At 59.3% G+C, this 22,977-nt stretch carries 25 protein-coding genes; 17 read left to right on the forward strand and 8 right to left on the reverse strand.

The window, feature by feature from the left end; genetic code table 11:
* Positions 1-134: 134 nt before the first annotated feature.
* From flhA to M0H32_RS03930, 7 genes are all read left to right on the forward strand, one after another.
* Positions 135-2,225 (forward strand): flagellar biosynthesis protein FlhA, encoded by a 2,091-nt coding sequence (gene flhA / locus M0H32_RS03900; RefSeq protein WP_248150904.1) that lies wholly within the window; start codon positions 135-137, stop codon positions 2,223-2,225.
* Positions 2,222-2,998, forward strand: coding sequence for a flagellar biosynthesis protein FliR (gene fliR / locus M0H32_RS03905; RefSeq protein ID WP_248150907.1), 777 nt, complete (start codon positions 2,222-2,224; stop codon positions 2,996-2,998). Before flhA ends, fliR begins: the two co-directional genes overlap by 4 nt.
* Before the next feature lie 4 nt (positions 2,999-3,002).
* On the forward strand, positions 3,003-3,383 hold the full coding sequence (locus M0H32_RS03910; RefSeq protein ID WP_248150910.1) for a flagellar biosynthesis protein R: 381 nt from the start codon (positions 3,003-3,005) through the stop codon (positions 3,381-3,383).
* Between the two features lie 322 nt (positions 3,384-3,705).
* Positions 3,706-4,146, forward strand: coding sequence for a rod-binding protein (locus M0H32_RS03915; RefSeq protein WP_248150912.1), 441 nt, complete (start codon positions 3,706-3,708; stop codon positions 4,144-4,146).
* The gene (locus M0H32_RS03920; RefSeq protein ID WP_248150914.1) at positions 4,146-4,604 is read left to right on the forward strand and encodes a hypothetical protein; all 459 of its coding nucleotides are present in this window, start codon (positions 4,146-4,148) and stop codon (positions 4,602-4,604) included. The genes M0H32_RS03915 and M0H32_RS03920 overlap by 1 nt, the downstream gene beginning before the upstream one ends.
* A complete protein-coding gene (locus tag M0H32_RS03925; RefSeq protein WP_248150916.1) occupies positions 4,601-5,056 on the forward strand; it encodes a hypothetical protein in 456 nt (151 codons plus the stop codon). The genes M0H32_RS03920 and M0H32_RS03925 overlap by 4 nt, the downstream gene beginning before the upstream one ends.
* 144 nt (positions 5,057-5,200) lie before the next feature.
* Complete coding sequence (locus M0H32_RS03930) at positions 5,201-5,455, forward strand: hypothetical protein (RefSeq protein ID WP_248150918.1); 255 nt, start codon at positions 5,201-5,203, stop codon at positions 5,453-5,455.
* Positions 5,456-5,476: 21 nt separating this feature from the next.
* Here M0H32_RS03930 and M0H32_RS03935 read toward each other — a convergent pair whose 3' ends face one another.
* Entirely contained in the window at positions 5,477-5,731 is a 255-nt protein-coding gene (locus M0H32_RS03935; protein ID WP_248150921.1) for a hypothetical protein, read from the reverse strand.
* A 288-nt stretch (positions 5,732-6,019) separates the two neighbouring features.
* On the opposite strand from M0H32_RS03935, the gene M0H32_RS03940 reads away from it, so the two are divergent.
* Entirely contained in the window at positions 6,020-6,523 is a 504-nt protein-coding gene (locus tag M0H32_RS03940) for a hypothetical protein (protein WP_248150924.1), read from the forward strand.
* 23 nt (positions 6,524-6,546) lie between these two features.
* Here M0H32_RS03940 and M0H32_RS03945 read toward each other — a convergent pair whose 3' ends face one another.
* The 7 genes from M0H32_RS03945 to motA form a co-directional block, all read right to left on the reverse strand.
* Complete coding sequence (locus tag M0H32_RS03945) at positions 6,547-6,993, reverse strand: hypothetical protein (protein ID WP_248150926.1); 447 nt, start codon at positions 6,991-6,993, stop codon at positions 6,547-6,549.
* Between the two features lie 25 nt (positions 6,994-7,018).
* Complete coding sequence (gene flhB, locus M0H32_RS03950) at positions 7,019-8,092, reverse strand: flagellar biosynthesis protein FlhB (protein ID WP_248150928.1); 1,074 nt, start codon at positions 8,090-8,092, stop codon at positions 7,019-7,021.
* Between the two features lie 52 nt (positions 8,093-8,144).
* On the reverse strand, positions 8,145-9,206 hold the full coding sequence (locus M0H32_RS03955) for a flagellar motor switch protein FliG (protein WP_248150931.1): 1,062 nt from the start codon (positions 9,204-9,206) through the stop codon (positions 8,145-8,147).
* 56 nt (positions 9,207-9,262) lie between these two features.
* Complete coding sequence (fliN, locus tag M0H32_RS03960; protein WP_248151753.1) at positions 9,263-9,565, reverse strand: flagellar motor switch protein FliN; 303 nt, start codon at positions 9,563-9,565, stop codon at positions 9,263-9,265.
* Positions 9,566-9,651: 86 nt separating this feature from the next.
* On the reverse strand, positions 9,652-10,233 hold the full coding sequence (locus M0H32_RS03965) for a hypothetical protein (RefSeq protein ID WP_248150934.1): 582 nt from the start codon (positions 10,231-10,233) through the stop codon (positions 9,652-9,654).
* On the reverse strand, positions 10,214-11,173 hold the full coding sequence (locus M0H32_RS03970; protein WP_248150937.1) for a flagellar motor switch protein FliM: 960 nt from the start codon (positions 11,171-11,173) through the stop codon (positions 10,214-10,216). Before M0H32_RS03970 ends, M0H32_RS03965 begins: the two co-directional genes overlap by 20 nt.
* 3 nt (positions 11,174-11,176) lie before the next feature.
* The gene (gene motA / locus M0H32_RS03975) at positions 11,177-12,073 is read right to left on the reverse strand and encodes a flagellar motor stator protein MotA (protein ID WP_248150940.1); all 897 of its coding nucleotides are present in this window, start codon (positions 12,071-12,073) and stop codon (positions 11,177-11,179) included.
* A gap of 185 nt (positions 12,074-12,258) precedes the next feature.
* Between motA and M0H32_RS03980 the strand changes: the two genes are divergently transcribed.
* The 9 genes from M0H32_RS03980 to M0H32_RS04020 all read left to right on the forward strand — a co-directional run bounded on the left by M0H32_RS03980 (position 12,259) and on the right by M0H32_RS04020 (position 22,860).
* Positions 12,259-13,047, forward strand: a complete 789-nt coding sequence (locus tag M0H32_RS03980; RefSeq protein ID WP_248150944.1) for a DUF1217 domain-containing protein — start codon at positions 12,259-12,261, stop codon at positions 13,045-13,047.
* Positions 13,048-13,050: 3 nt separating this feature from the next.
* Positions 13,051-13,782, forward strand: coding sequence for a flagellar basal-body rod protein FlgF (flgF, locus tag M0H32_RS03985; RefSeq protein WP_248150947.1), 732 nt, complete (start codon positions 13,051-13,053; stop codon positions 13,780-13,782).
* Positions 13,779-14,546 carry a hypothetical protein gene (locus M0H32_RS03990; RefSeq protein WP_248150955.1) on the forward strand — a complete coding sequence of 256 codons (768 nt, stop codon included), beginning with the start codon at positions 13,779-13,781 and terminating at the stop codon, positions 14,544-14,546. The genes flgF and M0H32_RS03990 overlap by 4 nt, the downstream gene beginning before the upstream one ends.
* Entirely contained in the window at positions 14,515-15,861 is a 1,347-nt protein-coding gene (locus M0H32_RS03995; RefSeq protein ID WP_248150957.1) for a FliI/YscN family ATPase, read from the forward strand. Before M0H32_RS03990 ends, M0H32_RS03995 begins: the two co-directional genes overlap by 32 nt.
* Before the next feature lie 298 nt (positions 15,862-16,159).
* Positions 16,160-16,963: a response regulator transcription factor gene (locus M0H32_RS04000; protein WP_248150959.1), complete on the forward strand. Its 804-nt coding sequence runs from the start codon at positions 16,160-16,162 to the stop codon at positions 16,961-16,963.
* A 443-nt stretch (positions 16,964-17,406) separates the two neighbouring features.
* A complete protein-coding gene (locus tag M0H32_RS04005; protein WP_248150962.1) occupies positions 17,407-19,008 on the forward strand; it encodes a sensor histidine kinase in 1,602 nt (533 codons plus the stop codon).
* Between the two features lie 7 nt (positions 19,009-19,015).
* Entirely contained in the window at positions 19,016-21,253 is a 2,238-nt protein-coding gene (locus M0H32_RS04010) for a bifunctional diguanylate cyclase/phosphodiesterase (RefSeq protein WP_248150964.1), read from the forward strand.
* A gap of 269 nt (positions 21,254-21,522) precedes the next feature.
* Positions 21,523-22,239, forward strand: coding sequence for an SRPBCC family protein (locus M0H32_RS04015; protein ID WP_248150967.1), 717 nt, complete (start codon positions 21,523-21,525; stop codon positions 22,237-22,239).
* Between the two features lie 129 nt (positions 22,240-22,368).
* The gene (locus M0H32_RS04020) at positions 22,369-22,860 is read left to right on the forward strand and encodes a (2Fe-2S)-binding protein (protein WP_248150970.1); all 492 of its coding nucleotides are present in this window, start codon (positions 22,369-22,371) and stop codon (positions 22,858-22,860) included.
* The last annotated feature ends 117 nt before the right edge of the window (positions 22,861-22,977 follow it).

Raw genomic sequence — 22,977 nt, forward strand, 5'->3', positions numbered from 1 at the left:
GCTTGTCCGGGGTGACACCCGTTGTTGCTGGTGTGCAGTCACACAGTCTTCCCTGATTTTCCGTCTCACAAAAAGCCTCGCACAAGCTTCAGGGGCGAGGTTGCCTCTCAGATGAGATCCAGCAGAGGAACGGCATGACTGACACTTCCCTTTCGCCTGTGGCCGACGGCGCGCCCGACAGCCGCCGGGACGTTGCTTTCGCGCTCGGCATCGTTGTCATTCTGGCGGTGCTGTTCCTGCCGATCCCGACCTTCCTGATCGATATTGGCCTTGCCATGTCGATCGCGCTGTCCGTGCTGATCCTGATGGTCGCGCTGTGGATCCAGAAACCGCTGGATTTCTCGTCCTTCCCGACGATCCTGCTGATCGCGACCATGCTGCGCCTGTCCTTGAACATCGCAACCACACGCGTGATCCTGGCCAATGGCCATGAGGGGTTGAATGCCGCCGGTTATGTCATCAATGGCTTTTCGCAATTCGTGATGAGCGGCGACTTCGTCATTGGCCTGATCGTCTTTGCCATTCTGGTGACCGTGAACTTCCTGGTGATCACCAAGGGCGCGACCCGTATCGCGGAAGTCGGCGCCCGGTTCACCCTGGATGCCATTCCCGGCAAGCAGATGGCGATCGACGCGGATCTTTCCGCCGGCCTCATCGACGAAAAGGAAGCCCAGCACCGGCGCAAGGAGCTTGAAGAGGAAAGCTCCTTTTTCGGGGCCATGGACGGGGCCTCGAAATTCGTGCGCGGCGATGCCATCGCCGGTCTGATCATCACCGCGGTCAACATTCTCGGCGGCATCGTCATTGGTGTCACCCGCTACGACATGACGATTGCCAGCGCCTCCGACGTCTTCACCAAGCTCTCCGTCGGCGACGGCCTGGTCTCCCAGATCCCCGCGCTGATCGTGTCGCTGGCCGCCGGTCTTCTGGTCTCCAAGGGCGGTACCAGGGGGTCGACCGACAAGGCCGTGCTCGGCCAGCTCGGCAATTATCCGCGCGCGCTGTTCGTGGCGGCGGTGCTCATGGGGATCTTTGCCCTGATGCCGGGCCTGCCGATGCTGCCCTTCCTGCTGCTCGCCGGCCTGATGGGCTTCATCGGCTACACCATTCCAAGACGTCTGGCGGCGCAGCGGAAGGTGGCTGAGGAAAAGCAACGCGCGGCCGACGAACAGGCCAAGCTGGAGGAAAAGGACTCTGTCAGGGAGACCCTGAAATCGGCCGAGGTCGAGCTGGTGCTCGGCAAGCAGCTCTCCGCCGACCTGATGACCAAGACCGGGGAACTGTCGCGCCGGGTCGCCAAGATGCGCCGTAAATTCGCCGAGCAATACGGTTTTGTGGTGCCCGATATCCGGGTCACCGACAGCCTGACGCTCGATCCGAAGAGCTACCAGATCAAGATCCACGGCACGATCATCACCTCGCAACAGATCAAGGTCGGTGAACTGCTGGTGATCCCGAACAGCGATGCGCCGCTGCCGGTGCCGGCCGACGAGACGCGCGAACCCGCCTTCGGCATGACCGCTTATTGGGTGCCGCAGGCCTACAAGGACGAGATCAAGCGCCGCGGCCTGATGCCGGCGGAGAACATCACCGTGATCCTGACCCACTTGAGCGAGGTGATCCGCAACAACCTGCCGCAACTTCTTTCCTACAAGGACATGCGCAAGCTGTTCGACCGGCTGGACACGGAGTACCAGAAGCTGCTCGACGACATCTGTCCGGCGCACACCTCCTTCTCGGGTCTCCAGGCGGTGCTGAAGCTGCTGCTGGCCGAACGGGTGTCGATCCGCAACCTCAACCTGATCCTGGAAGCGGTCGCCGAGATCGTGCCGCATGTGCGCCGGTCCGAGCAGGTGGTCGAACATGTGCGCATGCGCATTGCCCAGCAGATCTGCGGGGATCTTGCCGAAGGCGGGCCGCTCAAGGTTCTGCGGCTCGGCAACCGCTGGGATCTCGCCTTTCACAACGCGCTGAAACGCGACGGCAAGGGCGACGTGATCGAATTCGACATCGAACCGCAGCTGGTCGAGGACTTCGGCACGCAGATGTCCGATGCGGTCAAGAAACACATGAAGGATGGCAGCCGCTTCGCCATTGTCGCCGCGCCCGATGCCCGTCCCTACGTGCGCATGATCGTGGAACGCATGTTCCCGACGCTGCAGGTGCTGTCGCATCTGGAAATTGCCCGCGGCGTCGACGTCTCGGCTCTCGGAACCGTGTCGTGATCACCGGCGGGCTGTTCTTCAGCAGCTACAGCTCGTCGCTGCTCCTGGCGGTGTTCCTGCTGTTCTGTCGGGTCGGATCCTGTCTGATGGTGATCCCGGGCTTCGGTTCCAACCGCATTCCGACACGCGTGCGCTTGTTCGTGGCCCTGTCCGTGTCGCTGGCTCTGTCGCCTTTGCTGGCGCCGGGCGTGCAGGCTCTTTTGCCCGACGAGCAATTGGGCACGGTTGCCTGGTTCATCGGCACGGAGATCCTGACCGGGGCCTTTATCGGCTTTCTGGGGCGGATCTTCCTGGCCGCTCTGGAAACCCTGACCACTCTGGTTTCCATGGCGATCGGCCTCTCCAACATGCCGGGCATGCCGATTGACGGTTCGGATTCCATCCCGCCGGTGGCCAGCCTGTTCACGGTGACGGCGACAGCCATGGTGTTCATCACCAACCAGCACTGGGAGATCCTGCGCGGTCTCGTGGCCTCCTATGAGGCGATCCCGCCAGGACAGCCGCTTGCCGCCGTGACCGGCCTGGAGCAGTTCGCCGAGCAGATGGGGCGCACCTTTGTGCTGGCGCTCAGGATCTGCAGCCCGTTCATCGTCTACACCGTGGTGGTCAATTTCGCGATCGGCCTGATCAACAAGCTGACGCCGACGATCCCGGTCTATTTCATCTCCATGCCGTTCGTGATCGCGGGCGGTCTCTACTTCCTCTACCTGGTCATCGCGGAAGCCATCATGATCTTCCTCGACGGCTATTTCCAATGGCTCCAAATAGGGTAGATCCATGACACGCAACAGTCAGGATATCGAACGCCTGTTTCGCATGCAGAAGCAGATTTTTCTGTTCTCCTCGTGGCTTCTTCAGAAACTCGACGCGCAGGTCTATCAGCTCAGCGAAAAGGAGCGGCGCATCCTGCTGGCGCTCTCCAACGGCGATCTTGCCCAGCATGACCGTTTCATCGCCAACGCGGCCGAACGCCTGCGCCGGATCATCGAGGACATGGCCCGCCTGTCGGAAGCCCGCGCCAAGGTCAATTCCGAATATGACCGCCAGCGTTTGATGCTGAAACTCATGGCCGAACGTCTGGCGAAAATGCGCGGCGAGGAACAGCGCGCCGACGAGGAGCGCGACCTTCTGGAGTTTCTCGAGCGCCGTTACGGCTAGAGGTCTTTAGGAAATCTCCGCGTCTATCCGGAACCCAGACATCATTCGCGCGTGAGCGCGGCATTTTTCAAGGAAGTGTTCGCTGCGCTCACGTTGAAACGCTGGATTCCGGATCGGCGTGCAGCTTTGGCTGCACTTGTCCGGAATGAGGAAGTTGCGGGAAGGACAAGGATAGGCAGTGGGATTCAATGACGCAAGCCTCCCGCAAGCTCGCCGCGCTACACCTGATCCCGCAAACAGGGCCCGGCAAATGCCCATTACTTGCCTTGCCTGTCACCCGCCGGGTCCTGTTTGTACCTGAATTTTCAACAAGGAGCGCGGTATGGCGATCTCGCCCCCCTCAGACCTGATCCTGGATGTCGCAAAGGCCGCCGATCCGGTTGGGCTCAAGGAAGCGACCGGCCGGCTTCGGTCGATTTCGGCCGGAGGATCGGGCGACGGATTTGCGCTGGCCTTTCAAGGCGCCACGAACCGAGCCACTGCCGCAGGCAACAGTTTTCGCACTGCCGGGTCGGAAGCGGCCAGCAAGGCGAAATCGCCGGGCGAGGAGTTCGAGGCAATGATCCTGACCCAGTTCGTCGAGACCATGCTGCCCGACGATGCCGAAATGGTGTTCGGCAAGGGCTCGGCCGGCGAAATCTGGAAATCGATGCTGGCCGAGCAGGTCGCCACCCAGTTGGCGGCGAGCGGCGGCGTCGGTATTGCCGACATGATTGAAGACAGCCTGAACCAGGCGAAGCCCAACCAGGGAGAGACTGCATAATGGATGCCAGCCCGGAGATCGCACACCCGGAGACAGATGCCATGATGCCGGTTGGTGAGGACATCGCGTCCTCCGGCATCGTCGTACAGGCGCACCGGCCGGATCCGGTCCGCTCAACCCCGCTGATGGTGGCTGTTGGCCATGCAATCAGGGCGGTGCGCGACGAGACACGCGCGCTGCGCGCCGACCCGACCCTGGACCTGAAGGCATTCGAATACGGCAAGAGCCAGGCACTGCTCGACCTGATGCGCGCCCGTGCCCTGGTGCCACCGGCGTCCTACTCCGACGAGCTGAAAGCGGAGCTTGCCGAATTCAAGTCGGTTCTGGAAGAGAATGTCGGTCTCCTGGAACTGCACATGAACGCGGTCTCAGAGGTGGTTCAGCTGATGTCACGGACGATGATCGACTTTGACAGCGACGGCACCTACCAGGCGCCGTTTCCGGAGCGGGCGCGATGATCAAGGTTCTTGCCGCGGGCTTGTGGATGTCGGCGACCATGCTGTTGTCCGGTTACGGCACGACGCAGTATCTTGCCGCCCAGAAGCGGGTCGGCGACGAGGAGCCGGCATTTGTCGGTCTCGATTACGAGACGGTCAAACCGGTGAACGTACCGATCCTGTCGGACGGCATCCTGCAGGGCTATGTGGTCATCAAGATGGTGTTCACCGCCGATGGCGACACGCTGCGCCGGTTGCCGGTACCGCCGCATCCGTTCCTCGTCGACGAGGCCTTCCGGGTTCTCTATTCCGACGAGACCCTGGATTTCCGCGGTCTGGAACGCTACGACCTGGAGGCGCTGACCGCGCGCCTCAAGAGGACCACCAATGCCAGGCTCGGCCAATCGGTCGTGCATGATGTCCTGGTGGAGGAATTCAACTATTTCGACAAGGACGACGTGATCACGCACTGAGCGTGACCCGCAGCTGATTTGACACCTTGCTCCTGCCGCCTCCCAGGCCATTGGCGTCCAACTCAGGTTGGACGCCGTTTTTTTGGGTCGGGGTTTTTCGGTATAGTCTCAGCGTTCGGTGAGCTGGAAACGGAGCTGGCCGGTATGGGAAACGACCAGTTGGAGCGACTGCCGATGTTGGAGAATGAAGGCTCTTCCGAGCCGCCTAAAAAGGTCATGCTTTCGGCAGGCAACGCGCGCGCCGAGCTCTCCTCCGAAGATATCCAGCTTTTGGAAACGGCCGTTGAAATGCTAATTTATTCCGACCTGGGAGACGGCGAACAGGCGCGCGACATGCGCCACACCGGCAAGGAGCTGCATGCATTGATGGAGCGATTGTCTACGTTGCTCGAAGTGTGACCGGCCGGCGGGTGGCCACGCTCAGTCATCCGCCTCGAAAATCGTCTCGATCGCCTGAAAGATGGTCTTGTAGACGCCGATCTCGTCCCTGGCGAAATCGCCCTGCGGGATCGCTTTCTTGGCCTCGCGGAAGAGATCGTCCCTTATGGCGTCGAGATCGACCGCGGTGCCGGCATGGCGGGCCAGTTCCACATGCAGCCGCTTGGCAATGCCGGCATAGGCGACGATGGCGGTGACCATGTGGGTCGGATCGTCCGGGATGGGGATTTTTTTCATCTGCGCTGGATCCGTAAAATTTGCAGTTTCCTGTCGAGCGTGATTGTAAACGGAAGATTCACGCCCTAGCCAGAGATTGCATTTGGGATATGTCCGTTTAGGCGCGGGGAGCAAATGAAAAGATTCTCTATTTTTTTGCTATGTTGCTTTGTCTCTTCAAGTTCATATGGATTCAGCATTTTTCGATCTTGTCCAGACGCAACTGATCTTGATCGGGGGATAGTTATAACGCACCCGGCCAACAACAAGAGTGAGCTTCTTGTTCGGTACCGAAGATTAGATGGTCCTTTGATTGGGCACAGCTATGTGAACGGGATATTTGCCGATCATGGTGTCACCATCAGCTATGGAGGATTGTTCACACACAAGGCAATAAGAGGCGGCAAGGTAGTTCAACTAGAGGAACCAGAAACTGATTTGAGCGAGCTTTTCAAATTTGAGGTCGGCACCAAACACGAATTCGCAAGCGTCAGAAGTGACCCCGGTCGCACAAATCGAAAATGGGAAATTTCTGCAACCTTCTTCATCGAGGAGGCAGACGATTACCTGCTTTCGGATTGCCGTTACAGAGCCGTGACAATCCGTCGAGAAGGTGTGATCAGATATCCTGACGGAAAAATCAAACAAGACAATCAGAGCTTTCTGTTCGTTCCTGACTTGTTTTTGAAGGTCGCCGGCTCAGGCATCAGTTACGGAAATATTGAAATCGTGAGGCAAAGAAGTTGGCTGGACTCAAATCGCTGGCCATTCACCGATGATGCCGACTCAGTTCTGGGAGCACCGGACGACTAGGGTACTCAGCTTAAGTTGCTTTCCTACCGCAACCGCGCGTCCTTCAGTGCTTCCAGAAGCATCTCCGTTTCCTTCGCCTTGTCGCCGCCGGCGTCCGGCACTTCGACATAGGAAACGTTGACCGCGTTGTCGGGCCACGCAAGCACGATCGTGAAATAGATCCACACGCCCTTGTTGAAGAATTCCAGGTCGAGGGAGATCTTTGGGGTTCGTTCCCATTCCACGTCCGTTTGGGCGGCCATCGAATAGCGCAGCGAGCCTTCCTTGAAAAAGAGCTCGGCGGAGGTCTTGACCAGCTCCTCGATATTGCCGTGCTGGTCGGTGCGGATATAGGCGACAAAGTCGACCACATCGACCAGCTTCAGATCCTCGATGAACTCGGTGAGTGCGGTGGCGATCGCTTCCTGGCGCTGGCGGTCGCGTTCCAAGGGTGACGGCTTTCCGCCGTTTCCTTCCGGCATATCGTGCATTCCCCAAGCCTCCAAATACATTAAATTATACAGCAGTATTGGACTGGCGTGAGTACACGTAGCAAATGATTTCCGCAACTGCCCTGTAGAATTCCGGCGGAATCATTCTTTCGACCTCCGTGGCAGCATAGAGGGACCGGGCCAATTGCCGGTCCTCGATCACGGGAATATCATTGGCCTCCGCGATCTCGCGGATTTTCAGCGCAATCAAGTCCTGTCCCTTAGCTACAACAATTGGCGCGGGGTTTTGATCCCCGTCATATCGCAGCGCCACGGCAAAATGGGTCGGATTGGCCACCACCAGGGTCGCCTGGGGCACGGCGGCGATCATGCGATTGCGGGCACGGTCGCGGGCGAGAGAACGCTGGCGCGCCTTGACGATCGGGTCGCCTTCCATCTGCTTGTGCTCGTCCTTGATCTCCTGCTTGCTCATGCGCAGGTTCTTGCGCCAAAGGGCGCGCGACCACAGGATGTCGACGGTGACCAGCAAGATGGTGACGATGCACACGCCCGCGATCAGCTTCATGGAAATCTGCAGGATCGCTTCGGGCAGGGCGCTTGGGTCGGTGAACATGGCGTTGATCAGGTCCGCTTCATTCGCCCGGAACTGGCCATAGACAATGGCGCTGACCGTGGAAAACTTGAAAACGGCCTTGAGGAATTCCACAAGACCCTGGGCGCCGAATATCCGGTTCCAGCCCTTGATGAGCGAGAGCTTGGAAAAGTCCGGCTTGATCCGGTGCAAAACGATGCTCGGCGTGTTCTGGAGAAATGCCGAAGTGAGCCCGGCCGCCGCCAGCAGCGCGACGATCGGTGCCAGAAAGGTGAGCACCTCGACGGAGACCACATGGGTGAGCAGCAGGGCATCGGCGCTGTTTCCAAGATCCACTTCCCCCGATAGGTCCAGAAGATGCGTCAGCTTTTCGATCAGCTGACGGGCGGCCGATGTGAGCACGAAACTGCCGATCAGAAGCGTTGCGACAAAAGTTGCCAGAACGGGGGCTTCCCGCGAGACCGGGGTGTTGCCCTTTTCAATCGCGTCGCTGATCTTCTTCTCGGTGGGTTCCTCTGTTTTTGAATCCTTGTCTTCGTCAGACATCCGGCCTCCCGCTTATGCGGCCCCGAAAGCGCGCGGCCGCACCAGGCGTCGATCAGGCGAAAAACGCCCCTTCGTCCTGCTTCGGATTGAGTTCGATCTCGCCGCGCCCGGCCATTTCCAGCGCCAGGTTGGTGATCGCGCTGCGGGCATCGAGCACGTCGCGCTGCGCTGCCGGTTCGCCGGCAGCCAGCTCGTGTTCGGCGATGCGCCGCGCGCGCGAGGTCAGCGAGGACAGGATCACCTCCCGGAAGGTGGCGTCGGTGCCTTTCAGCGCCATGACAATCCGGTCCGTCGGGATCTGATCGAAAATCGCCATGCGCGTACGGGCGTTGAGATTGGTGATGTCGTCGAAGGTGAACAAAAGGCCCTTGAGCAGTTCCGCGGTCTTCGGCCGGACCTCGTTGAGATTGTCGAGCGCGTCTTCCATGTGCTCGCGGTCCATCTTGTTGAGGATGTCGGCCATGCGGGCATGGCTGTCGGCCTCCAGCGTGCCGGACAGATTGAGCATGAAATCCTCATGCATGGTCTTTTCGACATCGCGCATGATTTCCGGCACCACCGCCTTGATGGAAAGCATGCGCCGGACCAGCGAATTGCGGGTCTCGACATTGATTTGGCCGAGCACCTTGGCCGCCGCGCTGGGTTTGATCTTGGTCAGGATCAGCGCCGCGGTCTGCGGATGTTCCTTCAGGAGGTAATTGGCAAAGACGGTCTCCGAAACCGTGGTCAGCCGGTCCCAGATCGAGCGGTTCGAATTGCCGAGCACGTCCGACATGATGTCGGCCAGCTGGTCGTCCGGCAGCACGCCCTCCAGCATCTTTTCCACCTCGTTGGCTGATCCGTAAAGGGTCGTGCCGGTGGAGAACTGCTCGATAAACTCTTCCGCCAACCGGTCGAGTTCGGTGGAGGCCACCGTGCCGAGCTGTGCCGCGGTCACGGTGATCATTCGGATTTCTTCCTGGTCGAAATGCCGGAGCAGCTTCTGCGAACTGGTCCTGCCCAGGGATAAAAGCAGGGCCGCCACACGTTGAACGCCATTGAGGCGCCGGGCGGGCGGCGCCGGCGGTTTGACCATTGCGGTCGCGGCGGCGGCGGCGTTGGCGGTGCTCGTCATTCTCTCAATACCTTAAAGGATCTGCCAAATCGGGAAGGGGGCTTGGAAAGCCCGCCTTACATTTCCAGGGCGCCTGACTGGGCGCTGATGATTTCCGTCAGCGAAACGCCGAAGCGGGAATTGTCGTCTTCCACGACCACGACTTCGCCGCGGGCTATCACCCGGCCGTTGACGACAATGTCGATCGGCTCGCCGACCCGGTGATTGAGCGGAATGACCGCGCCTCGGCCAAGCTTCAGGAGATTGGAGACCAGCATGGTCGCCGAGCCGAGCACCACCTGGATATTCACCGGAATGCCCAGGATGGTGTCGAGATTGCGGTCGTCGCCGATGGTCTCGGCCTGGTCCTTCTCCGGCATTTCCACCTTGGCGAAGTTGGTGGCGTCGGCCGGCTTGGCCTTGGGGCCGTTTTCAGCGTCGATGTGATCGATGATGGTATCGGACATTAGAGGGTATCCTTCTGAGACATGGAAACGGTGCGGAACGGGCTGCCGAGCGAATTGTCGATGCGGTGGACCCGCGTCGGAGCCGGTTCCACGATCGGGCCGCGATGAATGGTTGCCGGCTTGCGGCCCCCGGTGGAGGTCATGGCGGTTTCAACAGGCTCCGCCTTGACACGCGTTTCAGCGATATTGTCTGCCGCGTAGAGGTCGAGATCGTCCCGCTCTGGCGTGTAGCGCTTCGGTCCGCCCATGAGGGTCGTGGCCTTGGACAGTTCCTTCAGCTCTGCCTTCAGGACAGACTGCTGCCGTTTGGCTTCACGGGTGAGACCGTCGATTTCCGCGATCAGCTCGCGTGCATCGTCCATGCGGCTGCCGAGCGCATTGAGCAACTGGGCGCTCTTGACGTTGATTTCCTGGATCGACACTTCGATGCCGTCCAGCGCCAGAGCGGTCTGGTCGAAGATGCGCTGGTAATCCGCATGGTAGCTGCCGAGCCGGCGCAGCTCGCGGTGCATGGTCAGCATCCGGACCGTGGTCGCGACAAGGGCGGCCAGCAGGACGCCATCAACGATTGCGGAGATCATCGAACAGATCCTTTTCTTCCTCGTGGATGAGTTCCTCGATCTGCAGCGTGTAGGAGCCGTTCAGCTGGCCGAGCTGGCAGGTGAAGACGGGTTGGTCGTTGCAGGCGAGGGTGACCGGAGAGCGCGCCGTTGCCTGAAGCTCGATCACCTGACCGACCTTGAGGCTTGTGAGGTCGCCGAGCGACATTTCGCGTTCCTCCAGAATGGCTTCCAGTTTGACTTCGGTGCGCTGGATTTCGTTGTGGAAGTGCTGGGTCCATTGCTTGTCGCGGCTGGACATCTCGCCGGACAACACCTGTGAAAGGCGCTGGCGCAGCGGATTGAGGGTCGAATGCGGCATCACCACGAAGACTTCGCCGCCGCGTCCGATCGCCTGTTGCAGCAGCCGGGCGACCACGGCCGGATTGTTGCGCCGGCCGACAACCGCAAAATCCATGCGGCTCTCGATGCGTTCGATCTTCAGGGTGGTTTCGGCAATTGGAGCAAAGCTCTCGGCCAGCGCCTTGGCGGCGACTTCGAACATGGTGCGGGCGATACGGGTCTCGATGTTCGAAAAGGACCGTTCGTCGTCGATGGGCGGCTCGGTGCCGTCGGCTCCGAAGAGCACATCCACCAGGGTGAAGATGAAGTCCCGGTCGAACCCGACCAGAACGCGGGCGTCCCATTCGGGCGAATAGAGCACGGCGACAAGGGCGTTGGATTCAAACTCGTCCAGCACGTCGCCGATGCGGTTGTTCTCAACGTAGCTCACCGAAATATAGGACGGTGAGGGGGACTTCTGGCGCATGGCGTCGGCCATCAGCCGGGCCATGCGGTCGAACACCACCGGAAGCATCGGCAGGCGGTCGACGGAAATGCCGGCGGCGTCCAGAAGGCGGTCGGCGATCATTGCCCGTTCGGAACTGGAAGTGCCGGAGCTTGCGGTCGCTGCTTCAATCATGGCTTAGGCGGCTCCCTGCAGGTCCTGGACATTGTCGGCGCCGGCGGCGCCCGCGCTCATGGTTTCGTTCTCGACCTCATCGATGGTCGGCCGGTCGATGTCGGAGATGGTCTTGCGACCGTGCTCCAAAGCGATCTGCGGATCGGCACCGTTCATGAAGGCGAGAAGGGTCTGTTTGACGACGATGTAGGTGCGCAGTCGGCTCTCCCGGACCATGCGGATTTTCGAGGCGAGCGGTCCGAACAGCGAATAGGAGAAGAAGATGCCGACAAAGGTGCCCACGAGCGCCGCGCCGATCAGGCTGCCGAGTAGCTGCGGTGACTGGTCGATGGCGCCCATGGCCTTGATGACACCGAGCACGGCGGCGATGATGCCGATGGCGGGCAGGGCATCGGCCGTGCTCGACATGGCGTGGAACGGCTTCATCTGATCGCGGTGGATGGTGTGCAGCTCTTCGTCGACCAGCGCCTCGATCTCATGCGCTCTGGCATTGCCCACAATGATCAGCCGGAAATAGTCGCAGATGAACGTGGTCAGGTTGGCATTACGCAGAACCGACGGATATTTCTGGAAAATAGGCGAGGTGTTCGGGTCCTCGATATGCGGTTCGACCTGGTTTCGGCCCTTGGCCCGCAATTCGCGCATCAGCCCATAGAGAAGCGCCAGCACATCCAGATATTCGCGCTTGTTCGGAACCGCGTTGCGCAGGGCATCGGATACCGCGACGACGGTGCCTTTGATCACCTTCATCGGATTGGCAACAACAAAGGCGCCGACGGCAACCCCCAGGATGATGAGGAGTTCCCACGGTTGCCAGAGAACGGAGACCTTGCCTCCAAGCGCGGCAAAGCCGCCGATAAGGGACGCGCCCGCTATGATCAGGCCGATTAAAATAGTCACCTAACAGCTCCCGACTGGTGTGGATGTCAACTCGGATCGGGACGACGCTAGAAGCTGAGACTTGTCTGAAGCTGACTCGCCAAAAACCGGATTTGACAAAGCAATTCGTCAGCCTGGCGTAAGCTTTGGCAGTAACAGTTCCTCAAACGCCTGCCCGCGATCCGGGCGCAACGGGAACCGAAACGATGATCAATACCTTGACGCAGGTTCAGCTGGTCAGAACCAACATGGAACGCTCGCTGAAAACGGTGGCCGCGGATCCGACGGTCGAGCGCCAGAGCGAGTATTACCTGGAGAATATCCGCAACATTAAGTCGGTCGATGAGTTCCTCGCCGACGACCGGATCTTCAGCTATGCGATGACCGCCATGGGTCTTGAGGACATGACCTACGCCAAGGCGTTCATACGCAAGGTTCTGGAGGAAGGTACCGATGACCGGACCGCCTTTGCCAACCAGCTTGCCGACACGAAATACAAGGACTTCGCGGAGACCTTCAATTTCAAGCGCTACGGCGAGACGGCCACGTCCTTTTCCCGGACCCAGGACGGCATCGTCGCCAAGTTCCACCGGCAGACGCTGGAAGTCCGTGAGGGCGAGCAGAACCAGGGTGTGCGCCTGGCGCTTTATTTCGAGCGCCGGGCACCGGACATCACCAGCGCCTATGACGTCCTGGCCGACCGGGCTCTTGCGGAAACCGTCTACACCTCGCTCGGTCTGCCGCAGGAATTCGCCATGACCGACATCGACAAGCAGGCAGCCTATCTGGAAGAGCATCTGGATTTCGACATGTTCGGCGACGCCGACTACCTGTCGAAATTCCTGAGCCGGTTCTCCGCGCTTTACGATCTCGCCAATGGACCGGTGGCTGTGAATTCACCGGTGCTCAGCCTTTATGGCAACTCGAACGGTGTCATCCCGATGGGCGAGGGCCTCCTCGCCAGTATCCAGAAATTGCGCCTCGGAGGCTTTTGATCCATGCAATCCGCTCTTTACGTCGCCCTGTCGGCGCAGGTCGCCCTGTCCAACCGGCTGGAAACGGTGGCGCGCAACGTTGCCAACATGAACACGGCCGGCTACCGGGCCGACGAAGTGAAGTTCGCCGAGCTCATTTCTAAGGCCGGCCAGGATCAGGTCAGTTTCGCCACCGGCGGCGAACGCTATATTTCGCGTCAGGTTGGCGGTCTCAACAAGACGGACAACCCGCTTGATCTTGCAATTGAGGGCGATGCCTGGTTCGCGATCCGCGACCAGAACGGCACGATGTCCTATACGCGGGACGGACGGCTTGAGATCGGCCTGGACGGGACCCTGCGCACCCTGACCGGTCAGCAGATCCTTGGAGCCGGAGGGCAGCCGATCTCGCTCGATCCGGAAGCCGGGCCGCCGCTGATCAGCCAGTCCGGTGAGATCAGCCAGGGTGAGGTCGGCGTGGTCGGCCAGGTCGGACTGTTCCTGATCCCCGAAGACGCCGCACTCACCCGAGCGGAGAACTCCGCCGTCATCCCGGACAAGCCGGTCACGCCGGTCCAGATCTTCGATCGGAACGGCGTTCGCCAGGGCTATGTCGAAGGCGCCAACATCAATCCGGTCCGTGAAATGACCAAGATGATCATGATCTCGCGGGCGTTCGAAAGTGCGACCAAAATGATCGACAACAGCAATGAAAGCCAGGAAAAGGCGATCCGCGAATTGGGGGCAACCTCATGACCGCCGTCGACCTGATCCAACCGGCCGGACGGCCGATGGACCTGAATGCCGTGCTGGACAAGCCGGACGTCAGAACCGCGCGTCCGGAGCCCAAGATGGCTCAAAAGGCCGGGTTCAGCTTTGGCGACTTCATCGATGTAATCAATCCGTTGCAGCATATCCCGGGTGTGGCCGAACTCTACCGCTCGGTGACCAACGACCAGATCTCCGACGATGCCCGCAGGGCCGGCAATGTGCTTTACGGCTTTGCCCTTGGCGGCCCGGTCGGCGTTGGCGCAATGATGGCCTACAACGCGGTCGGTGACCGGATGGCAGATCCGCAGGCGACACAACAGTTGGCGTTGTCCCAGGTTGCCGAAACCGCTCCCGCCGTCGAAGCTTTCGTGCCGGAGACGCCGCCGCTACCGCCACGCAAGCCCGAGACGGATGAGACGCCGCTTCCGAAACAGGCTCCGGAAGCGACCCTGTTGGGCACGTCTGTTGCGGCAGCGGGGCAGGGGCTTCAGAACACACCGCCCCTGGCCGGACTGTTGAACGGTACTCAGGCTTCGACAGCGCCGGCTGCAACTGCGGATCCGGACACGGCCGCCTCGTCCGTCGCCTATGTCAACATTCAGAAAACGCCGGATGACACGGCTGCGGTGATCCCGAACGCAGCCGGTCTCGATCGTCTCGCCACCCATCAGTCGAACCGTCTGCCGCTCGATGTTTTGAAGGCTCTCCAGGAACGCCATGCCGAACGCACCGCATCTGAACGCACTTGACCAGATTTCGGCGTCGCTTGCGGCGCTGGACACGGAAGTCGGTCCGGTCAAATTGAGCGGCCGTGTGACCCAGGTCTCGTCCGAGGCAATCCGGGTCTCCGGCCTGTCCCGGGTCGTCTGTCTGGGCGACCTGGTTGAATTCGAGGGCCGGTCAGGCATCCGCCAGGGCGAGATCATCCGGCTCGATCAGACCGACATCGTCATCAAGCCGCTGGAACGGGTCACCGATATCGGCATCGGCAGCGTTGCGTCCGTCATGGGTGGACTGGCGATCCATCCGGACATGACCTGGCGGGGCAGGATCATCAACGCGCTCGGCGAACCGATTGACGGCGCGGGCCCTCTCAGCCACGGGGTCGAGGCGTTCCTGCTGGACCGCGCACCGCCTCCGGCCATGAACCGCAACAAGATCTCCGAGGGCGTCAAGACCGGGGTTCGTGTGGTCGATCTGTTCACGCCGCTCTGCGTCGGCCAGCGCGTCGGCATCTTTGCCGGTTCGGGGGTCGGTAAGTCGACCTTGCTCGGGATGCTGGCCGGATTTGGCGATTTCGATACGGTCGTGGTTGGACTTGTCGGCGAGCGCGGCCGCGAGGTGCGCGAATTCATCGAAGATATTCTTGGCGAAACTCTGGCCAATTCGGTCGTCGTCGCCTCCACCGGTGACGAAAGCGCGATGCAGCGCCGGCTTGCGCCCAAGACAGCGATGAGCGTCGCGGAGTATTTCAGGAGCCAGGGCCACAAGGTGCTGCTCATTCTGGATTCGGCAACGCGCTTTGCCCACGCGGCCCGCGATGTCGCTCTGGCAGCGGGCGAACCGCCGGTGGCGCGTGGCTATCCGCCGAGCGTCTTTGCCGACCTGGCGCGGCTGATCGAGCGGGCAGGCCCCGGCAGCAGCGGCGAGGGTTCGATTACCGGCATCTTCTCGGTTCTGGTCGACGGCGACGATCACAACGATCCCGTGTCGGACGCAATCCGCGGCCTGCTGGACGGACACATCGTGCTCGACCGGCAGATCGCCGAATCCGGCCGCTACCCGCCGGTCAATGTACTCAGGTCCACATCCCGCCTGGCGGACCGGGCCTGGACGCCCGACCAGCAGGACCTCATCCATCGCATCAAGGGGCTGATTTCCCATTTCGAGGACACCAAGGACCTGCGCCTGATGGGCGGGTTCCAGGCCGGCGGCGATGATAAGCTCGAAAAGGCCTGCCGGCTGGTTCCGAAAATCTACGAGGCTCTGCGTCAGCGGTCCGACCAGATCGTTCCGTCAGATCCGTTTGCCGACCTTGCTCAAGCGCTCGCAGCCGACGGTTAGTCAAAAGAACTGAACAACAGTAGAAATCTAAAAAGGCCGCTTTCTAAAGCGGCTTCCTTTGTATATAGGTATGTAATATTCTCTTAACGGTCGCGGAAAACAGCGGTAAAAATCATTTTAATCAATTTTTCTCTCAAACTATTCGCAATGTCTGTGAGTTTTTATTTAGTTTTCTATGTGGATATAAGAAATACCGCTACCTTAAGTTTCAAAATAGTATCTGGAACAGGGAAGAAACATTGACCTTATGAACCGTCAAAACTACGGATTGTGTATTGGAAAAATCCAAGGGGCTGACATGTTCATCTTAGTAGATTCACGAGAGATTGTGACCGCGGGCTATGCCTCGGCATTTGAACGGGAAGGCTATGCCTCCCTGGAACTGCAACCAACGGAATTGCTCGATTGGCTGGAAATCACCTGTGCGCAGGATCTGAGTTCTGTCGATGCGATCCTCTTGGGGGAATGCCCGGAACGCTGTGGCTACGTCGCTCCGATCCGTTCGCGTTGCCCGGAAGCGCAGATCGTTGCGCTTGAAGACACGGGCAACCTGGAAAGCACGCTTGAACTGTTTTCCGCCGGCATGGACGATGTCCTGAAAAAGCCGGTTCATGTGCGGGAAATCATTGCCCGTGTCGGCGCTTTTCGGCGGCGGATCACCTCGCGCAACAACTCGGCGGGAACAGGGGCGATCGAGGTCTTTTTCGACGGCCGTGATCCGCTCGTTGGCGGTGATGTCATGGAATTGCCGCGCCGCGAGCGCCGGATACTCGAGTATCTCGTCAAGAACAAGGGCCGGCGGGTGACCAAGACCCAGATTTTCAACGCGGTCTACGGCGTGATGAATGACGGGGTCGACGAATGTGTGGTGGAAAGCCACATTTCCAAACTCCGGAAAAAACTGCGCAAAAAGCTTGGTTTCGACGCAATCGAATCCACCCGGTACATCGGATACATGCTCAAGGACGGCTCAACGGCCAAACAGAAGGTCGGCGATACGCGGCGCCAGGTACAGGCATCGGTCCATGCGTCACAGACGGTTGAAACGCCGGCCGAAAGCCGTGGTCAGGGCAAACCGTTTTTGTCCGTCGTCAACGCTTGATGGAAATAGTGACGTATTCCTAGGTACTTGCTCGGGGTGGCATGACATATGAGAAAATTTGGAGCGGACTGGCATGAAGGCTTTGCCGGGAATATTCGCATGATGCGAAGCCGCTCGATTTGGTCTCACAACCTCGGCAAGGGTGAATTATGCAACCCGCAAATCCTCCGCACAGGGACTGTTTCTATTTACAATTGATTTTTATGGAAAATTTAGAAAACCTAGCCACAATGATCGACACACTGACGCTCTGGTCACCTGATGTGCAAGGCATCTGGCTGACAAGGGGCTAGGGGCAAAGTTGATGTGTCTGTGAAAAAAGTATTGAAGAAACGGTCCGCTCCTGCGGTTCGGCTTGCGCCCGGTCTGGGGTTAAATCGAAGCAAATCGTTTTGCCGTATTCTTGAACGACCGAACGGGCACCATGAATCGAGGTGGGCGTCTTGAGTCTTAGCGGCAGTACGTCGTTGCCATATACTCCAAAGGAGATGGGCCGAGCCAGCCTGTCCCGGACCTTTATTCTCTACACGCTCGGTCTGTTCGCGATCCTCGGCGTCATTTTCATCGGTATTCTCACAAAAATTACCTGGGACGCCTCCCATGCGCGCGCCATTCGCGTGACCGAGGCTTTCTTTCAGGCAACCAAACGTCCGTTTGAGAGGGCGATCTGGACCGTGAACGCCGATGCGACGCTGCAGCTCATTCGCGGTCTGGAAAGCCTTGAAGTCGTCGAAAAAGTCTGGGTCGAGACCCCGGATACAGGCAATTTCGGTGAGCCGGTCACCGGCGCGCGCGCATCGGAAGCGCTGAGCTACACCTTGAACTCGCCGAGCACAATCTTGCACAAGGACGCGATCGGCCAAGTCTATATTTTGATCGACCGCAACACGATTTCCTACGAGATCGTCTCCACAGTCGGTTTCATCGTTACCGCGATCATCATCTACCTGCTGCTTCTGGCAATCGTCATCCGGACCGTCTTCCGCAGACTGATCGGTCAGCCGCTCTCGGCTATTGTGGAATATCTTTCGACGCCGCGCCTGATCGAGGACCCGCCCAAGGCCGAATTGATGCCGGGCCGAGCGGACGAAATCGGTATTTTGTCGGCCAGTCTTCAGTCGATGGTGCAGCGCCGTCATTTGGATTTGCAAAAAATTCAAGAATATCAAACTAACCTTGAAGACTTGGTGGCTCACAGGACGGAGCAGTTGAAGTTGGTGCAGGAAGAGCTCATTCAGGCAGACAATCTTGCCGCGCTCGGAGCCCTGGTGGCCGGTGTGTCGCACGAACTGAACACGCCCCTTGGAAATGCCCTGATGGCGGCGACGACGATCAAGGATTCGACTGGGTACCTGAGCAAGGAACTTGAGCAGCAAAGCCTCAGCAAGGAAGCGCTCGAGAACGAAGTCGACCGGATCTCCGAAACCGCGAACATCATCGAGAAGACGTTAGGTCGGGCACGGGAGCTGGTCGGCAATTTCCGTCAGGTCGCCGTCGACCGGCAAAGCGAGAAAAAGCGTTCCTTCAATTTCGATCACATCATTCGGGAAACTTTGGCGACGTTGCAGCCAACCCTCAAGAAGACCCCGTTCACTGTGGAAATGGATCTGCATGCGGACGAGGTCATCGACAGCTACCCGGGTGCGGTGAGCCAGTTGGTCTCGAATCTTGTCGAAAACGCCATCAAGCACGGCTACGAGGGCCGCAGCGAAGGCGTGATCAAGTTGTCGTCCCGCGTTGTCGTGCCAATGGAAAGGGGCAGGGCTTCCCCGAAGGACAAAAAGGTCATCTTCAAGTGCCAGGATTTTGGTGTCGGAATCCCGGAGAAGAACCTCAAAAAAGTATTTGAACCCTTCTTTACGACCAAATTCGGTAAAGGAGGATCAGGTCTGGGTATGGCAATTTGCTACCAATTGGTAACGGAAGCTCTGAACGGAACCATTTCTGTCGGGTCGAAGGTCGGCTCCGGAACCGAATTCACCATCGAGTTTCCTGCCGAAGCGGTGATCGAGGCCAGCAAACGTCACGGACAGAAGGTACATTGATATGGTGATGGACTTTCTCGCTCCTTCCGAACCGGACATTAAGAAATCCACCAAGGCGCCTTGGAAGATTCTCATTGTCGATGACGATCCTGACGTGCATGAGGTCACGAAGATCGCCGTCGCCGGCTGTATCTTCGAGAATCGGGCGTTCGAACTCCTGCATGCCTTGTCCGCGCAAGAAGCGCGCGACATTCTGGAAAAGCAGAATGACATTGCCGTCGCGCTCGTCGATGTGGTCATGGAGAGCGACACCGCCGGCTTGAGCCTGGTCAGCTGGATCCGCTCCGAACTCAACAACCATTTCACACGTCTGATCCTGCGCACCGGCCAGCCCGGTTATGCGCCGCAGACAGATGTGATCATGAAATTCGACATTGACGGCTACACCGAGAAGGCGGAACTGTCCAGGACCAAGCTGATCACGGCCATCATCACCGCGTTGCGTGGCTACAAGCTGGTGATGTCTCTGGAAACCAACCGCAAGAAGCTGCAGCAATTGAACCAACACTTTGCTGCGATCGTCGAAAAGAACGCCCTCAGTGAGTTTGCGGCCGCGGTTCTCAAGCATTTTTGCGACCTTGTTGGACATCCGGTCGACTGCTTGTTGTGCGGTCTGGAAGCCTTGCCCGACTACGGTTCCGTCGACCGGTCCAATATCCGCGTTCTGGCGGCAACCGGAGACTTTGAGGACAAGGTCGATCTTCCTGTTGATGTCATCAGTGACGACGCCATTCGCGGTTGCGTCGCCAAATGCGTGGACACGCACGAGACGAGCTCCACCGCAAGTGGCGTGGCCCTGCCGCTCGTAACCCGCAACGGCATGACCGGCGCGATCTATCTGGGCATATCCGAGGAACTTCTGGAGGAACTGGTCGGGTCCGAAGTCGTCAAGCTGTTCGTTTCGAATGTCGCTCTTGGCTACGAGAAAACCGGACTTCTGGAGCATATCCGCAACCTGGCTTATGTCGATCGGGTCACCGGCCTGTCGACCTTCTCCGGCTTTATCGAGACCTTCCAGCGACATGCGGCCAATCGTGTCCCGCTTCTGGTGTTGCATTCCGATATTCAGCGCTTCCGGGTGATCGTTGACGGTATTGGCGATGAAAAGGCCGGCGCCGTGCTCAAGCGGACTGGACACCGGCTGTCGCAAACCTTCCCCGATGCTCTGACCATTGCGCGCAAGGAGAAGGATGAATTCCTGATCCTGCTCAAGGGCGGCGACGCCAACAAGATTCAGGACGTGGTGACTCGTGTCGAGGAAGCCTTCCAGGAGCCCATCACGCTTGAGGACAACCAGATCACCCTGCGCATGCGGCTGGGATTCGCGTCGGAAGACGCCGACAGCCAAAATGCGGAACAGCTCGTGCGCTTTGCCTCGATTGCACTGAATGACGTGCGGCAGAAGGGGCTGACCAACCATGCCGTTTTCCACCCGCTGATGCAGGAAGCGGCGTTTGAACGCCTGCGGCTGGCCTCGCTTTTGACCAGCACAAGCAGCCAGACCGAATTCTCGCTTCATTACCAACCGATCATGCTGGCCAAGGACGAATCCATTGCGTCCTTCGAGGCGCTGATGCGGTTCCGGACGCCATCGGGAACGTATCTCAACACTGCCCGCATGATCGAGGCGGCGGAGGCCAGCGGCCTGATCACGGAAATCGGCGCGTGGATGTTCAAAAACGCGTTCTCCGAATTCAGTCAATTGCCCGGCCTCGCCGAAGACGTGCGCCTGAACGTGAACCTGTCACCCAGACAGGTCCAGACCAACCGGATCTACAAGGACATCGAGGACGCCATTTCCGCGGCCGAATTGCCGATGCAACGCCTCGTGTTCGAAGTCACGGAGGGGCTGTTCCTCAGCAACGACCAGGTGACCCTGGCGCTGCTTACCTGGCTGCGCAACAAGGGGGCGAAAGTCGTCATTGACGATTTCGGCACCGGTTATTCGTCTTTCAGCTATCTGCGCAAATTGCCGGTCGACGGTATCAAGATCGACCGCAGTTTCATAATGAACATGGATCAGGATGCGGACGCTCTGGCCGTGGTGAAATCCATCATCGCCGTGGCTCAGGCACTGGACCTGAGCGTCACCGGCGAAGGCGTGGAAACCGTCGCGCAGCGGCAAATCATGCAGGATCTCCACTGCGATTACCTGCAGGGCTACCTCTATTCCAAGCCGCTGAACACCGATGACCTGAATGTCTTCATCCAGAAGGCAGTGGAACCTGGCGTGGCCTTCGGGTGATCCCCTGCAGGGGCATGCCATCTTGCCCCTGAAATTCCCCGTTGTTTCCTAAGGCAAACGGACACCGCATCACCTGGCCGTGGCCGCGGCAGCTGCCGTTCTTCCGACACATCCGGCCAATCTGGCGTCTTCATCATTTAAGCGATTGAAGTTTTGCACGAAACACGTTCTCATATTGCGGACGCGTTTTTCGGATGCGCGAGGGTTGCGTCGCGTGTTTCCAAAGCCATTTTAGAATATCGCCAAAGAGCGAGCGGGGAGAAAACAACATGGACATGAGCGGCTCCCACCGGATTCCGGCCAAGCGGGAAAAAGTCTGGGAGGCATTGAACGACCCGGATATCCTGAAAGCCTGCATTCCGGGCTGCGAAAGCCTGGAAAAGACCTCCGACAATGAGATGTCCGCAGCCGTGACTTCGAAAATCGGCCCGGTCAAGGCCAAGTTCAAAGGCGCGGTCACGCTGGAAAACATCAAGGCGCCGGAAAGTTACACGATTGTCGGCGAAGGCAAAGGCGGTGTCGCCGGTTTTGCCAAGGGCTCTGCGGATGTGTCACTTGCGGAAGAGGGAGACGAAACCGTGCTCTCCTACGCGGCCAAGGCCCAGGTCGGGGGTAAGCTGGCCCAGCTCGGCAGCCGGTTGATTGATTCCACCGCGAAGAAGATGGCGGAAGACTTTTTCACCAAATTCACGGAATTGGTCGGCGGTGATGGATCCGGCGACGGCGCCGCGGACAGTGACCTGGAAGCCTCGGACGACGACCTGGATCCCGGTGTTGCCGAGGAAGCCAAGCGCATCGCAATTGAGGAAACTCCTGGAGAAGTGCTGCATGCGATCGAGGAGGCGGAGCATGCGGTTGAGGAGACAATCCACAAGGCCGAGGAAAATATCGAGGCGGCGGCGGGACGCAACGCCTATGGCGGTCCGATGGTCTGGGGACTGGTTCTGCTCGGCGCGTTGATTGTCGTTCTTGCTCTTGCAAGTTGACCGGGCGGTCTAATTTTTGAAAGATCGGGATCTGGCAGCCAGGCACATGGCAGGTCTCCATAGAACACGGTGAAAAGCCGGAATTTTCACGGGCGCCAGCCCACGGAATTTCATGAGGGAGAGAAATTTATGTCGAAAGTATCGATGGTATTGAACGGCAAGACGGTCTCGGCGGATGTCGAAGACCGCACGCTGCTCGTATCGTTTATCCGCGAAACCCGCGGCCTCACCGGCACCCATGTCGGCTGTGACACCTCGCAATGCGGTGCTTGCGTGGTTCATGTGGATGGCAAGGCCGTGAAGTCCTGCACCATGCTGGCCGCCCAGGCTGATGGCTGCGACGTAGTCACTCTGGAAGGTATCGGCTCCGCCGACAGCCTGCATCCGGTCCAGGCCGCTTTCCGTGAGCATCACGGTCTGCAATGCGGCTTTTGCACGCCGGGAATGATCATGACGGCAGTCGACATGATCAACCGGCATGGTGCCGGCAATCTGGACGAGGCGACCATCCGCCACGAACTGGAAGGCAATATCTGCCGCTGCACCGGCTATCACAACATCGTCAAGGCCATCAAGGCGGCCTCAGACCAGATGGCCGGCATGGCCCAGGCTGCCGAATAGCAGCTCCACTCCCAAGCTTGTTGCGCGGGGCGTCCCGCGCCGAGACACCAAGACCTCATCAAATGCCCAATTGCCGGGAGGAGACTGGCACCAGGCATTTGCCCGCCGGGTCTTGAC

Source organism: Roseibium sediminicola (assembly GCF_023156505.1).
Taxonomy (GTDB): domain Bacteria; phylum Pseudomonadota; class Alphaproteobacteria; order Rhizobiales; family Stappiaceae; genus Roseibium; species Roseibium sediminicola.